Consider the following 15,565-nt stretch of genomic DNA (forward strand, 5'->3'; position numbering starts at 1 on the left):
AGCCCTTATTGGAGGCCGTTGATTACCGCGTTCGCAACGTTCGAAACGCCGTATCCCTCATTCAGAATTTCCTGATGCAGCCAAATAAAGCCCCCTCCGCAATGATCCTTCCATTCAGAAAGCTGCGTCTCGACCTCTGCGGGGGTTTTCCAACCCGCATCACTCGGACTAATTGACAGCCCCGGGATCACCTTGAGGTCGCCGGTAAATTTTGTATTCCAGTTCTCAGGGTAATTCGCCGCGCCCCCGGCATAACACTGCACATAAATCCGATCCACCAGCCCCGGCTGATAGGCTTCGAGCTGTTCGTATACAGGATTCCAAACGCCCTCCGGCCTCATGTACGGACAAAGCGTCACTTTATACCCCAAGACACTGAGCATTTTGCTGAACTCAACCATGGAATCCACGTCATAGTGCTCCTCGTCATCAAAGTTGATGGCATCGGCGCCCAGCACATCGCGCAACACCTTGAAAGACTGATAGAGCCGGCTGTCTTCGCCGGTTCCCTCGGCTTCGATCAATGCATCGATATTCGCAAAACTGGCATCCCCCCACGCACTCACCGAAAACTCGATCCGCTTGACGGTTGAGGGCGCCGTTTTCAGATCCACCAGCTGCTCGATCCAATCCTTTTCGCCAACATACCATCCGTGCTCCGCGAGCGGGTTTTCGGTCAAATTGTAGTTGATCTTCCCCTCGGAATTCACCTTTGCACTCCAAAGCAAAAGGGTGTCGAATCCGGACGACTTCACCTCTGCAGCATTATTACCGTAACTGCCATACATGCTGCCACCGGCAAAAAGCCCCACCGGCGTTTCGGGTCCATCCGGGGTTTCGCGAATCTCCAGCACGGAGTCATAGACCGACTCTTTGGACATCAAAACCAGCTCACTCGGGTCAACGGTCGTAATTGCAACCGAATAGGTTCCCGTTGTAGTGATGTGGCCGAAAAAGTCGAAGGTATTCCAACCCTTGGATAAAGAAGCCTTTTTCGTGATCACGTCCCCCGACCCCGGACGATTCTTCCATGTGATGGTGCTTTCATCCCACGCATTATCAGCAACCGCACGAAACGTGACCTCATTGGAAACGGCTTGCGCGGCATACACCTTCAGCCAAACCTCCGAAATCGAGGAGGGCACCGCATCGACGTCAAACTTCAAATAGGAGACAAGTTTCTGTCCCGTCCCGCCGACACGAAGCGAAAGGTTGGTATTCGACCCATAGTTTGACGCGGTATTTGCCCCCGACACAAAGGAGTCGTCGACCGGTTTGAAAAGATATCCAAACCGGGGCACGGGATAGGTGTCGCTGCTTTGCACACGAAAAAACGACGACGCATTGGTCGTTTCGAGCGCCCACTCGGCCAGGCTGACTCCACTGGTGACCGCCACATCCGTCCACGCGCCGGAGGTCAGGCTCTCGCGCTGCTGAATCCTCAGATAGACATCGGCAGACAGATTCGTTGCTCCGACGAACATGTTCCCGGTGTCCAGGGAAATAGAGATCTTCGGCGCATTGAATCCGACCGGCAAAATATCGAACGTCAGCTTCGCCAGCCGAATCTTTGTTGACCCTTCCATCAAGGCAATCTGGTCGCCATCACGAATCGGCATCGCATCCGAGAAGGAGCTGACATGGTTCGCGAGCAACCGCCCTGCACCGAGTTCGCCCGCCGGAACCTCCTGATTCCGCATCCAGAGATCGCCGCTGTATTCAGCGACATCATTAAACAAACCAATTGCTGACAGCACAAGCGTCTGATCCGCCCCCAAGGAGAGTTCACTCAGGTCAAACGTCAAAATCAGCGCCTCGGAGTCCTGAATATCGCCATTCGTTTTTGTACTCGTCTGAACTCCCCATCCCTGGCTTGACATTGTGTGCACTACATTTCCCGTGCTTTGCCCGCCGCCGCTCCATGTAAATGGATTAAACCTCGAAGACCCGTCATCCACGGCCTGGAGATTCAGCTTGATGATTCCCGAAACGCCCTCGGAATCCAGAAATGAATCCTGCACGGAATCGATGAGCGGCAGCGACGTAGTCGAGGACTCCAGCACAACGGAACCGGCCAGATTCGACCAGGTCAGATCAATCGAAGACGCATCCGTTCCCGCGACAAAGAAGTCCGTCACCACCCCGCCCTCTCCATTCGTCGCCGGCGTTTTCGCAGGCAAAGCGTCCTCCCATTCTTTGAGCGTGTCGAAATAGGTTCCGGCAATCTCCGGATAGGCGTCGGCCACATTGACCGACTCCGAAAGATCTTCGTCCAGGTTGTAGAGACGAATCGTATCCCCCTGCAGATGCGCCTTCCACTTGCCGTCGCGCAGTGCCGACCAGCCCGGTTTATCGCACCAGAAAAGGGGAGTGGCCCGCTCTTGCGGGGAGCCCAGCCACGCCGCGCTCAGATCTTCGCCATCAATATCCTCCGGCGCCGCCACGCCGTCGACCAGACCGGCCAGCGTAGGCAACAGGTCCACGCCGCAAAACACCGTACTCGAATCAATGCCCGACGGGATTTTACCAGGCCACCGGACGAAGAATGGAACGTGGATCCCCCCGTCATGCAACGAACTCTTCCGATCCCGGTAGGGTCCGGCGGAGCCGACACTGTTCATCAACTTCGGACTTTTCTCAAACCGCGGGATCAGCAGATCCCGCTCCCCAACTTTCAAGTACGGCGCCGGGCCGTTGTCGCTTGTAAAAACCACGATCGTATTATCCTCAAGCCCAAGTGCCGCGAGGCTGCTGAGCAGACGGCCAATCTCTGTATCGACGGCGGTCACATCGGCACAAAATGCGCGCATGGCATTCGTCACATTTCCGTGTTCGGCAATAAACTCCAGAAAATCACGTTGCAGCGGGTCCTCAAAATCATCAATCGACACCTGTAGATCGTCATAAACCGCCAATTGTTCATCGGTTGGATTCACAATGGCGTGGGTGTTATGCACCCAAAGGTTGATAAAAAAAGGCTGATCCTTTTTGCGCGTCATAAAATCGATGGAGAGATCTACATAGCGGGCCGCCGTTCTTTCGCGATGATGCGATTCCGCCATCTCCTCGTCCGTCCATACCGGCCCGGTGCTCTGCGTGCCGAAATTCTCGTCAACTCCGTACTCGGCAGGCGGCGGCACCCCCTCGCTGTCCCCCATGTGCCACTTTCCGAAGTGGGCGGTGGCATAGCCCGCCTCTTTAAACATGCTCGTCAGCGTAGGCCGATCCGCAGAAAGCTCCCAGTTGTTCACGTTAAACTCCCGTGCCGGATAGACCCCGTTCATTAACGCCGCCCGACTGGGCGAGCACCAAGCTCCAGCGGAATACGCCTGTTCCAGCAGGAGCCCTTCGTTCGCCAACCGGTCGATGTTGGGTGACTGAACATAGGGATGCCCCATCACCCCCAGGTCGCCATAACCCAAATCATCCGTCAGAATAAAAATTATATTCGGCTGTTCCGCAAACACACCGCAAACAAATGCGCATGTTCCCAGCGCTACAAGACTGTGCAACCAACGTTTTCTCATACCTTCAGCTCTCTTTATTTACTTAAGTGGTCAAAGATAGCAATAGAATGCGGCCATAAACATCCGCGTTATGTTGAATAAGGGTGTTGATTTGTTTATTCGGAGACGGTGCGGGGAGATTTTGACCGCGACGACGCGACGACGCAAAGAGTAGAGCCTGAACTCAGCGGTATTCCGCGTGGGTCCGGCTTTCCGAACCTTGGAAACCCAGAAGTCCCACGGATGAGGTCCCACGGATCGGTGCGGAGCAAGTTTTGACTCCTATTGCTCCGGCACTCAAATGTTAAGAGTTAAACGGAAAAATAGTTGGCCACAAGAAACACCAAAATTCACAAAAATGATGCATCCGAACGGCTCTCTCCTTGTGGGTTCTTGTACTACTATCCGCCGAAAACTTGTTTTCCTGGCAAGCTTTTCTCTGCAAATCCTTATTCAACAGCAACTAAACAGAGGCTATTTTTCCCCACGAATCCCCACGAATTTTCACGAATCAGGACAGTGCCTTTTTTCTTCATTCGTGTTCATTCGAGTGATTCGTGGGCAATTCCCTTTTCATGCGTTTGATGGGTTTCGTGGTTTCAATTTGGTTGCGGTTGGGCCGCGCTAGGTATTCCGTGGTGAGAAAATTGATCCGCACCGAAAGCGGCGCGGAGCTGTTCGTTCTATGAGCCGAAGCTGCTGAGAAAACGAATGCCTTCGGCCAGCTCATCGAATGGATCCGAGGTGTAGAGTTCCTGCTCAATGATCAGCTGTTTGCCGTCGAAGTGGTCGACTAATTCCGCCCAGGAGAGATTGCCTTTTCCGACGGCACACGAACACGGCTGTCCGTCTGCGCCGATGGCATAGTCCTTCACGTGCAGCTGCGGTAGGCGGCCCTCCAGATTTTTGCACCACTGCACCGGATTACCGCCACCGAGCTGAACCCAGTACAGATCCAGCTGAAACTGAACGGTTCGGGGATCGGTTTCGGTCACCAGCCGATCCAGCACCAGTGCACCGTCGGCACGCGCGAACTCGACCTGATGATTGTGATAGGTCAGCGTGACGCCGTTTTCGTAAAGAACCCGCCCCGCTTCGTTCAGCTCCTCAACCAACGTCGATACCTGATCCGGATCGGAGAGATCTCGCCCCTGTGGATAGGGAAAGGAGACAAAGCCGCTGCCGACCGTCTTGGCCGCTTGCAGCGAAGCCACCGGATTTTCCAGCACCGTCATGTCATGCAGGCCGCAGACCGCCAGACCATACCGGTCGCACAGGCGCTTCATGGTCTGCGCATCCGGCATTTCCGAAATCAGACAGAGCTCAACTGCCGAACAACCTGCTTCCGCCAGACGGCGCAACGATTCGTCGGCTTCCTCGATCGTCGTTAGGTGCTCTTTAATGCTCCAGAGATTGATGCCGATGTTCTTTTGCTGATTCACCATTCACAGCCCCCGTTTTTCACTGGCTGACCGCCGTTCACGTTTAAAATGTATCTGCGATAGTGCTGCACCGAAGGACTTGTTTCAGGGTGCCGGCGCTGATGTCTGTTTTGAGGAGAACGGAAACGTCGGTTCCGGGCAGCAAATCAAAATAGTTATCGCTGAAGAATCCGTCTTCGTCGCCAATGGTCAGATAAACATTCTTCGCCAGCTGATCCGTTTTCAAGGTGATTTCAAATCCGTCCGAGACCGGTTTTATTTTGTGCGTCACCGTCGCTTCGGGAAGCTCCAGATCTTTGACGCGGCGGAAGTAGTAGAGCGCGTCAGCCTGCACGGTGCCCTCTTCGACCCATTCGGCAAGAAGCACGGCCCGGGTGTCGTCAATGCCTTCCAGAATCTCCTCACGCGGAATGGAATATATGACGGTTGATGTGTTCGCGGGGACGGTGCCGTCGAGGGTTTTTGTCCAAAGCAATTTTCCATTGAAGTCCATCACCTTTAGGCAAAGAGTTCCGGGGAGCGGTTGGAGTTTGTCGGAGACGATGTGAAGATCGAGAACCCCCTCTTTTTCAAACGGGGAAATCAACATGGATTCGAAGGCCTTTTTCATAAAATACTGCTGCGCTTTCCAGCGCAGGGAAGAGTCCATTGAACTCCAGGACGCGACCGGCCAGCAGTCGTTGAGCTGCCAGTAGAGCGTTCCCATGCAGAACGGCATAGCCCGGCGATGCGCCTCGGCGGCATATTTAATCAGCTCCGCCTGCAAAACCTGACCGACGTGGAGGAAGGAGTCGAAGTCTTTGGTTTTGCGATAGCTTTGAAGCAGATAGTGGTCAATGGCTTCGTTGCCCACAGGCGATCGCTGGTGATGCTTCATGACCTCGGTCAACAGTCCGTAGTCCTCCGGGAGTGCGAATTCTTTGATGGTGCGCAGCTCCGGGAACGACTGAAATCCATACTCGCTCATAAAACGGGCGATGTGGGTGGAATAGGTTTCATACGGCTTCTTCTGATGCCAGACACCCCAGTAATGTTCGTCGCCATGTTCCAAACCAACCTTCCGCGCGTTAACTCCCGGTCCGGCGGAGGGGCTGGACGACCAATAAAAACGTCCGGGGTCTTCCGCTTCAATGACGGACGGAAGGACGTCGTGAAAGATACGTTCATATCCATTGGAAACGGCAGCCCACGCGCCTTCGGGATCCGAACCGCCCAGGCCTTGTTCTATGAGTTGCCATTCAGCCCACCCCAATGCCGTTAACATTTCGTTATTGCCGCACCAGATGGAAACCGATGGGTGGTTGCGCAGCCGTTTTACGTTTTGAATGGCTTCCTGACGCACGCTTTCGAGAAACTCTTCATCTGAAGGGAACATGGCGCAGGCGAACATAAAGTCCTGCCAAACCAGAATACCGTTTTCATCGCAGAGGTCGTAGAAGATGTCGTTTTCATAGAAGCCGCCGCCCCAAACCCGCAACATGTTAAAGTTGGAGTCGACGGCCGTCTGAATGACCTTGCGGTATTTGGCGTCCGATACGCGGGTCGGCAAAATGTCGTTTGGAATATAGTTCGCACCTTTCATAAAGACGGGGATGCCGTTGACTTCGAAGAAGAACGAGGTGCCCATGTCGTCTTTTTCACGCACGAGTTTGACGGTTCGAATGCCCGTCCGGTGGGATGTGCGGTCGACTCGTTGCCCTTGTGCAAGGGTTCCGGCAATGTCATAGAGGTGGGGTTCCCCCAGCCCGGCGCACCACCAGAGTTCCGGGTTCTGAATTTCAAAGTCGAGACGACAGGTGTTAATGCCGGCGTTGAGTTGCACCGATTTTTCAGCCACTTGACCGTCATCCACGCGGATGGCCAGATCGGCTTCGCCTGCGGTTTCGGCTTCAATTTCAAACACGGCGGTTAGCTGCGCGCGTTCTTCGGACTGACTGTTTTGAATGATGCGCAGGTCTTTGATTCGTGATTGATTCCACGCTTTAAGTTTTACCGGGCGCCAAATGCCGCTGGAGACGAGGCGCGGCCCCCAGTCCCATCCAAAGTGATAGAGCGCTTTTCGATTGTAGACAGATACTTTCTTTCCACCTGGCACCTGTCCGAGCTCGGCCCGATCGTTTTTGGAAACTGGAATGATATAGTCTAACTCGTCGTGTTTTTTAATTCCCTCGACAACGGGCGATCGGAACAGAATGTAGAGTTCATTTGCTCCGGGTTTGAGATGGTTTTTTACATCCACCTGCCAGTTGCGGAACATATTATCGGCGGATAGAATATTTGTTCCGTTCAAGGAGACGTCGGCATACGTGTCCAGCCCCGCAAAGTCGAGCTCTACACGGTCGTGATTCAGGAGCGACGGTTCTACGGAGAAGGTGGTTTTATATTCCCAGTCCAGCTTGTCGACCCATTGAAGGTCGGCTTCGTTGAGTCGCCAGAAGGGATCGTTGATGATGCCGTTGTCCAGCAGGTCGGTATAGTTGCATCCGGGAACGGTTGCCGAATACCACTTTGCGGTTCCGAGGTGACGGAAGCTCCAGTTTTCGTGCAGCTCTTCTTCAACCGATCCGGCTTGTGCGCACCCCGTCCCCGCGAGAGCCATTTGGCAAAGGATAAAGAGTTTGATCAGGTTATTTTTAGGATGTTTTTTCATGAGGTCCCTTTTTTGCGGGTGGTTTTAAATTCGATTATTCTGTTGCCTGATAGACTGCTCGAAGTTCAGTCAGCTGCTGTTTCAGTTCATCCACTTTTCCAGCATATTCCGGGTTGGCGTATTGACTGGTCATTTCCTGCGGGTCTTTTTCCAGGTCATAGAACTCCCACTCGTCGAGTGTATTAAAATAGATTAATTTATAGCGGCCCGTTCGAATTCCATAGTGAGGATAAACGTGATGAACGGTGTTTACGTCCTGATGGTATTGATAATAGATCGATTCACGCCAATCCGCAGGATTCTTTCCGTTGAGCAGCGGCACCAGGCTGCGCCCCTGCATATCGCCCGGAAAGGGAACGCCGGCGATCTCCAGAAAAGTCTGCGCCATATCAATGTTCTGCACCATCAGCTCCGTTTCTGCCCCCGGGGTGCCATGATTTGGCCAATAGGCAATCAAAGGCGTGCGAAGCGATTCTTCATACATAAACCGTTTGTCAAACCAACCATGTTCGCCGAGATAGAACGACTGGTCGGAGGAATACATGACGACCGTATTTTCAGCGAGTCCGCTCTCCTCCAGATAATCCAGCACGCGCCCGATATTTTCATCCACCGCACGTATGCAACGCAGATAATCCTTGATGTAGCGTTGATATTTCCAGCGCACCAAATCCTTCTCCGAGAGGTTGGCCTCCATCATCTTTTTATTTTTTGGAGAATACGCCGCCCACCAGTCTTCGGTCTGCGTTTCCGTCATCCGATCCATACGGTTTTTCGTCACTCGAGAGGTCCAATGCGTCTTATCTTCGAAATCAACCACGTCGTTAATCTTCAGGTCGCCCGGATGCATCGTCCTGGCAATGGTCATGTCCTGCGTTTTTGCTGCAGTGCCGCGCCCTTTGTAGTCATCAAACAGGGTCGGCGGTTCCGGGAAGGTCACATCGTCAAACAGCTGCAGGTGGCGCTTGGCCGGCGACCATTCACGATGGGGAGCTTTGTGCTGCAGCATCAGCATAAACGGCCGCTCCGGATCCCGCTCTTTCATCCAGCTCAACGATTTGTCTGTAATCAGATCCGTTACATAGCCCGGTTCGCGGTGGGTCCCTTTTGCGGTGATGAAGTCCGGATTATAATAGTGCCCCTGCCCCGGCAGGATTTCCCAATGGTCAAAACCGACCGGATCCGTGCCCAGATGCCACTTGCCGATCACCGCCGTCTGATACCCGGCCTTTTGCAACAGCCGCGGGAAGGTCTGCTGGTGACCGTCAAACCGGTCACCATTCGAACGGAACCCATTTGCATGGCTGTGCTTGCCGGTCATGATTGCGGCCCGGCTGGGGCCGCAAATGGAATTGCATACAAAGCTGTTGCGGAACAGCATGCCCTGCTCTGCTATACGATCAATATTGGGCGTCGGCGCCAAATCGGTCAGATGGCTTCCGTAGGCGCTGATCGCGTTATGCGAATGGTCATCGGTAAAGATCCAGAGAATGTTGGGCGGCTTTGCGTGAACGCTCTGAAGAAGGCCGGCAAGTATTAAAAAAAGATGTATTCGACTCATATTACGTCCCTGTAATTTCCCTGATTAAACGCTGAATTTCCCATGCCGCACTACGACTTTTCCACCTTCTGGATCCATCCGTAAAACGCGATGTACAGATAACATAAAACCGGCAGGAAGAATGCGATCGTGAAGCTGCTCACATCAACGGCCAGCCCGAACAGCGGCGGAATAACGGCTCCGCCGACAATCGCCGCACACAAAACCCCGGATCCCTGCGAACGACTATGTGGCAGACTGTTGATCGCCAGGCTGAAAATCGTCGGGAACATGATCGAATTAAACAGCCCGACGGCGAGCAGGCTCCAAACCGCCACAAACCCCGACCCGAACCCGGCGGCCAGACATAATGCGACCGCAATTACAGCGTAGATGGCCAGAAGGCGGGAGGCCGCTATCAATCGGGATAATAAAGAACCGATAAACCGGCCGACCATGGCTCCCGTCCAATAGAAGGTGACAAACGTTCCAGCAATCCGCGACGGGTTCATCTCCTCAATCTTCATGCCGCCCAGGTTTTCAACCCAGCCGGCAACCAGAGCATTCGACTGAATGAGTTCAGGAATCTCAAGACGCAGGAGATAGTTCACAATGTAACTGCCAATGGTCACCTCGGCACCGACATAAACAAAGATGCCCAGCGCACCCAGCATGAGCCCTCGATGCCTCAATGCAAATCCATAGCCTTCATCGGCATGCTTTTCCAATTCCTTAACGGCCGGCAGATGAAAAAACCGAAAAATGAAAGCAACGACCGCCAAGGCCATAGCCAGGGCAACAAAAGGAACCCGAACAGCGGAAGCCTCAGCAATCCGGTAGGCATCAAGTTCTCCGGCCGACAGCGCCTGTTGCGCTTCAGGAGAAAGCACTTCTGAGCCAAGAATAAAAGACGCCGCAACCAAAGGAGCGATGGCCGTCCCCAGCGAGTTAAGGGCCTGCGCAAGCGTCAACCGGCTCGATGCGGTCTTTTCAGGCCCCAACGCAACGACATATGGATTTGCCGCCACTTGAAGAAGCGTCATCCCCCCCGCTAAGACAAAGAGCGCCAGCAGGAATAGAGGGAATACCCGAATCGATGATGCCGGCAAAAACAGAAAGCACCCCAGCGCCATCACAGAGAGTCCGAGAATAATCCCTTTTTTGTATCCAATCTTCGAGACAATCGTCCCCCCGGGAAGCGACACCAGAAAATAGGCGCCGAAAAAAGCCACCTGAACCAGACCGGCTTCAAAATAGCTGAGGGTGAAAACATCGCGTAATCTCGGAATCAGCGCATCCACCAACACCGTAATAAACCCCCAGATAAAAAAGAGGCTGGTTACAATCGCGAAGGGAACCAAATATTTTCTCTGTGCTTCCGTCATAGTTACTCCAATTATTTTTGACCGTCTGCAAATGGAACGGGCTTTGAATTCGCCCCCCACGTGCCGGGACGGGATCCCATCTCAAACTCCAACGCACCGCCCTGCATGATATCCGCATGGGTGATCCACACATTATTCAGCGGCCGACCGTTCAATTTAACCGACTGAATATAAATATTTTCCTCCGACAATCCCTGAGCCGTCATACGAAAGGATTTCCCGTTTTCAAGATGGATCGTGCAGCCGGAAAGCAAAGGGGATCCAATCACATAAATGCCTCCGCAGGGATTGACCGGATAGAATCCCATCGCACTCATGACATACCACGCTGACATCTGCCCGGCATCCTCATTGCCGATGTAGCCGGCAGGCGCGGCAGGGTAAAATTCCCGCGCAATTTGGTGGATCAGCTCCTGGGTTTTCCACGGTTGCCCGGCATAGTTGTAAAGATATGCAACATGATGGCACGGCTCGTTTCCGTGTGCATAGTCCCCGATCAACCCGGAGACATCGCCGACCGCCGGCCCATCTTTTTGGGGCGGCAATGTGAACAGGGTATCAAGGCGCCCGGCAAACTGCGCCTTGCCACCCATCAAATCAATCAGGCCGTAGACATCATGCGGTGCAAAAAACAGATACTGCCACGCGTTGCCCTCTGTAAACTCGCGATCCTTGAAATCCTCGCGATGGTATGCGCGCGGTGCAAACGTTGGGTGCCAGGAGCCGTCTCCCATCCTGGCACGGAAGAAGCCTTTTTCAACATCCCAGACCTTGCGGTAATTCTGCCCGCGTGCCTGATACTCGCCGGCGATCTTTTTGTTCCCCATCTTTTCAGCCATCAGAGCGACGGTCCAGTCGTCATACGCATGCTCCAAGGTCAACGACGTCCCCGAGCGGACAAGCTCATCCGGGAAATAACCGCGCTTCAAATAGTGCTGCTGCCCGTACCACTGAGGATACTGCTCATACTTCATTTTATGAGCCCCCGGCTGCGTCGCTGTTGCAATGACCGCATCCAGAATTTTTTCCGCAGGCTCATCAGTCAGCCCCTTGATCCATGCATCAATCACAACCGGCAAGGCATGCACACCAATCATGCAGAAATTATCGTTATGGTGCATCGACCAGCAGGGCAGCATGTTGTGCGCGCTCTGTTCCTGATAGGCGAGCATCGACTTCACATAGTCCGCCGTCCGCTCCGGCTGAGTAATGGTATGCAGGGGGTGCAACGCCCGGAACGTATCCCAGAGAGAGAAGACCGTATAGTTCGTAAAACCGTCGGCGGAGTGAACCTCTTTATCAACCCCGCGGTACTCACCATTGACATCCTGATGCACGTCGGGATGAATCATGGTGCGATAGAGCGCAGAGTAAAAGACCTCCAGCGCCTTGTCCGAACCCTCCGCAGAAATCTTACCCAACTCACGAGCCCACTTCGCTTCCGCAGCACTGCGGACCTTTTCAAAATTCCAATGCGGAACTTCGGTCTCCAGATTTTCCAACGCGTTGCGCATGGACACCGGCGAGATCGCAATCTTAGCCATCAACTCCCTACCGGGTTCAAAACGGAACGAGGCAATCAATTTCGACGAAGCCAACTCCGGAATATTGTCATAATCAAGCTGCCGCACACGATCATGGATCATATGCTCCGTCATCGACTCCGAAAACTTCATCGCAAAATAGAGGAACCGACTGGAAGCCCAGCGCGACCCCGTAATGCGGTATCCGGTCACGGTTTGGGCATCGTGAATGCGCATGTAGGAATGGATTGTGGTGTTGCGCTGAATGGCATGCTCCAGATCCATGAGGATCCGGCGGGGCTCGCCCTCCGGAAACGTGTACCGATGAACGCCTACCCGTTCGGTTGCCGTCAGCTCCACATTAATATCATAATCCTGCAGGCGCACCTGATAATACCCGGCCTCGGCCGACTCGTCATCGTGGGAAAAGCGCGAGCGATAGCCCTTTTCCGGCTCGGCTTCAGTCCCCGGAACCAACGGCACCGAACCTACCACCGGCATCAGGAGGAAATCCCCCCAATCGGTCAGTCCGGTTCCGCTGAGATGGGTCTGACTGAACCCCATAATGGTCGGTTTGTCATAATGATAGCCAGCCGCCGCATGCCACTCCCGCACCGAGCAATCCGGCCCCGGAACGACCGCACCAAACGGCACCGTTGCCGACGGAAAGGTGTGTCCGTTATACCCCGTGCCAATAAAAAGATTCAGATGATCCACCGGACGTTCGGAATAACCGAGGGACGCCACAAAAAGGCCCGCAAAAAAAATGGATCGATAATGTCCTGTCATAAATTTCCTTTGGCTTCGATGCACCCAGTCTGCCCGACCTGGATCTACTCCACGGCTTCCATCTCTTGCTGAAACCGAACGGCCATGCCACGCAGTTTGGCCTTCACCTTCCAGGCCTCAACCTTTGCAATGTCCTCCGGAGCCGTCGAAGCCAACAGTTCATCGCTCGGCCAGCGGGCGATCACCTCAACGCGTTCGCCGGGATCCGCTTCCAGGTCATACAACCTTAGAGCCGGTGTTAGCGCCAATTTCCACTTTCCTGCGCGTACCGCTGAAAGCATCCCTTCACTGCCGTGATAGAAGAATGCATTCAAATACTCTTCCTGCGTAAACAGTCCCTGCCATTCACTGTCGAGCTGATACGGACGGCGCAACGGCACCGCAGCATTCAAAGAAACCGCCTCATCAAAAGCCGGAATTTCATCCGTCTCCGCGGTCAACAGGGCACTGAGGTCGCGGCCATCCAGAATGGCGTCATCAGGAACCTTAATCCCTGCCAAAGAGGCCAGCGTCGGAAACCAGTCCATGGACCAGGTTAGTGCCGACGTCACCTCTCCTTCTGGAATACGCAGTCCGGGACCATACACCACACAGGGAACACGCAGCCCACCTTCATAGGTCGTCAGCTTGGTGCCTCGAATGGGCTGTTGCGGGGTTCGCCCCCCCAGCCGACCATTATCGGAGGTATAAATTACGAGCGTATTGTCCGCCACACCGAACTGCTCCAGCGCATCCACCAGCTTGCCGGTATAAAAATCCATTTCCTGAACAGCATCGCCATAGAGCCCCCAATCCGACGATCCCTTAAACGCATCGGTCACGCCGAGCGGCTCATGGAGCATGGTATGGGGCAGATAGAGGAAAAAGGGGCGATTGTTATCCACCTGTGCACCAATCCAGCGGATGGCCTCTTCGGTATAGAGCTTCACCAGCTCGCCCGGCGGCGTATTGCGGCGCAACACCGTATCATTGCGCAACAGCGGCATGCCGCCTTCGGCCTCGAACTGTCCAACCTCACAGGAGTCGAGGTTATGCAGGACTCCGTAGTAATGATCAAATCCTTTGCTTTTCGGGAGGAACTGCTCCTGAAAACCAACATGCCATTTGCCGATACAACAGGTGGCATACCCGGCCGTCTTAAAGAGCTCACCGAGCGTCAACCGGTCCGACGGGATCCCATGCTCTGAATCAGGGCGGTGCACCCAGATATGATTCCCTGAACGCCGCGGATAACACCCCGTCAGCAATCCGGCACGCGACGGACTGCAAATCGGTGCCGCCGAATAGTGATCCGTGAACCGCAATCCCTTCGCCGCCAACGCATCAATCCGTGGTGTTTCAACCTCCGTTGCGCCATAGCAGCCGAGGTCGTAATACCCCTGATCATCGACGAAAATGAAGAGGACGTTCGGTTGTTTTGCAATCGCCGAAGGAGTCGCAAGCGAGAGAAAACACACATAAAATAGAATCAGACCGAGACACCTGGATATTGCTACATTCATTAAATTCAAACTCCTTAAAATTATCTCAGCTTAAAGTGGAGAAATGTAACAATAAAATTGAGCCGCAAACAGCAACGTTATGTTGAATATGTGTGTTGATTTGTTTACACACTCAGTTTTGGCTCGGCACCTCCCGATGCTCGTTGGCGCCCAGTTCACTATTGAATGGATCGAGCGATAAAAAAAACCTCCGAACACTTAATGCCGGAGGTTTCTCAACACAAATACGCTACGGCCTATAAAGCCAGACGCCGGCGAATAAAGAGCAAGGTGCCACTCACCATCGAAAGCAGCCCCAACGTCGTCGGTTCCGGAATAACCGTCAGACTGAAGTTGTCAACCGTACTTCCAAGGCCTTCAACTGGATCGAGGTTGCCATTCCCGTTCGAAAACCCGAAACCCACATGCGTAATATCTGTTGGATTAACCGTATATGTATGACTACTAAACTCTACGAACTCGCCGGTCGACTGACTCTGCCACGAGGCAGTAATCGCCCACTGTGCAGCTGTCGTATCAAGCACCATTTGCATCGTCCCATTCCCAATTGTAGTGTCCACGTTGACGGCGGTATCTCCTTCCAGCTTCGAATTCAACTTAAAGTCGCCGGTGGCAGTAGTATAGATCCGCGCGCTCGTTCCACCACCAAAATTGTTGGATACGGAAGCAGATGTAAACCCAAGCCTGACAGAATCGTACAGACCCGTAAAATTATTATCCAGATCCGCAGTGAGAGCATACACTTTCCCTGCCTCCGGAGCGAACGCGAGCAATCCGTTGGAGGTCTTTCCGTCGGTGGGATTCTGAAAGTATTCCACGACATCGTCTGTCGCGTCCACCTGTGTCGTGTACGGATTATCGGCTTCGCGCGCAAGCCATGTATTTGCTGATGCTCCCGCACCGGAACCCAGCGTTCCGCCCGGAGTCCGACCGAGGAGGTTCGCATCCGTAGCGGCTGTAAAGTCATCAGTATAGAGTGTGACCACTCCCGCCTGCAATTGACCCGCCGCACACGCGATAAGCCCCAACAAGACAATCTTCATACATTTTGATTTCATCTCATTCTCCTTTCATTAGGTTGTTCGCAGTCCCGTCGTGGCCGCTTTTCTAATTTCAACGAATAGCCATTTATTCAAATGCGATGTCATTCCGCAACCCAAACCTAGCGCACCCGTTGCGCCGGGATTTTAGTTCAGAGCCATAAGAGAGCCCGGCGTTGATCAAGCAA

General features: G+C 53.7%; 8 protein-coding genes. All 8 read right to left on the reverse strand.

The window, feature by feature from the left end:
• Positions 1-5: 5 nt before the first annotated feature.
• On the reverse strand, positions 6-3,527 hold the full coding sequence (locus E9954_RS12470) for a sulfatase-like hydrolase/transferase (protein ID WP_136079494.1): 3,522 nt from the start codon (positions 3,525-3,527) through the stop codon (positions 6-8).
• Positions 3,528-4,189: 662 nt separating this feature from the next.
• Complete coding sequence (locus E9954_RS12475) at positions 4,190-4,951, reverse strand: sugar phosphate isomerase/epimerase family protein (protein WP_136079495.1); 762 nt, start codon at positions 4,949-4,951, stop codon at positions 4,190-4,192.
• 40 nt (positions 4,952-4,991) lie between these two features.
• Positions 4,992-7,598, reverse strand: coding sequence for a beta-mannosidase (locus E9954_RS12480; protein WP_136079496.1), 2,607 nt, complete (start codon positions 7,596-7,598; stop codon positions 4,992-4,994).
• Positions 7,599-7,632: 34 nt separating this feature from the next.
• Positions 7,633-9,159, reverse strand: coding sequence for a sulfatase family protein (locus E9954_RS12485; RefSeq protein WP_136079497.1), 1,527 nt, complete (start codon positions 9,157-9,159; stop codon positions 7,633-7,635).
• 50 nt (positions 9,160-9,209) lie between these two features.
• Positions 9,210-10,523 carry an L-fucose:H+ symporter permease gene (gene fucP / locus E9954_RS12490; protein WP_136079498.1) on the reverse strand — a complete coding sequence of 438 codons (1,314 nt, stop codon included), beginning with the start codon at positions 10,521-10,523 and terminating at the stop codon, positions 9,210-9,212.
• Between the two features lie 11 nt (positions 10,524-10,534).
• On the reverse strand, positions 10,535-12,835 hold the full coding sequence (locus tag E9954_RS12495; protein ID WP_136079499.1) for a GH92 family glycosyl hydrolase: 2,301 nt from the start codon (positions 12,833-12,835) through the stop codon (positions 10,535-10,537).
• 44 nt (positions 12,836-12,879) lie between these two features.
• Positions 12,880-14,337 carry a sulfatase family protein gene (locus E9954_RS12500; protein ID WP_136079500.1) on the reverse strand — a complete coding sequence of 486 codons (1,458 nt, stop codon included), beginning with the start codon at positions 14,335-14,337 and terminating at the stop codon, positions 12,880-12,882.
• 236 nt (positions 14,338-14,573) lie between these two features.
• Positions 14,574-15,395 carry a PEP-CTERM sorting domain-containing protein gene (locus tag E9954_RS12505; RefSeq protein ID WP_136079501.1) on the reverse strand — a complete coding sequence of 274 codons (822 nt, stop codon included), beginning with the start codon at positions 15,393-15,395 and terminating at the stop codon, positions 14,574-14,576.
• Positions 15,396-15,565: the final 170 nt, after the last annotated feature.

Source organism: Pontiella desulfatans, assembly GCF_900890425.1.
Classification (GTDB): domain Bacteria; phylum Verrucomicrobiota; class Kiritimatiellia; order Kiritimatiellales; family Pontiellaceae; genus Pontiella; species Pontiella desulfatans.

What these genes read in the sequence shown, in the direction of transcription:
- E9954_RS12470 (WP_136079494.1), bottom strand. Translation starts at nt 3,527, where the DNA reads ATGAGAAAACGTTGGTTGCACAGTCTTGTAGCGCTGGGAACATGCGCA.
- E9954_RS12475 (WP_136079495.1), bottom strand. Translation starts at nt 4,951, where the DNA reads ATGGTGAATCAGCAAAAGAACATCGGCATCAATCTCTGGAGCATTAAA.
- E9954_RS12480 (WP_136079496.1), bottom strand. Translation starts at nt 7,598, where the DNA reads ATGAAAAAACATCCTAAAAATAACCTGATCAAACTCTTTATCCTTTGC.
- E9954_RS12485 (WP_136079497.1), bottom strand. Translation starts at nt 9,159, where the DNA reads ATGAGTCGAATACATCTTTTTTTAATACTTGCCGGCCTTCTTCAGAGC.
- fucP (WP_136079498.1), bottom strand. Translation starts at nt 10,523, where the DNA reads ATGACGGAAGCACAGAGAAAATATTTGGTTCCCTTCGCGATTGTAACC.
- E9954_RS12495 (WP_136079499.1), bottom strand. Translation starts at nt 12,835, where the DNA reads ATGACAGGACATTATCGATCCATTTTTTTTGCGGGCCTTTTTGTGGCG.
- E9954_RS12500 (WP_136079500.1), bottom strand. Translation starts at nt 14,337, where the DNA reads ATGAATGTAGCAATATCCAGGTGTCTCGGTCTGATTCTATTTTATGTG.
- E9954_RS12505 (WP_136079501.1), bottom strand. Translation starts at nt 15,395, where the DNA reads ATGAAATCAAAATGTATGAAGATTGTCTTGTTGGGGCTTATCGCGTGT.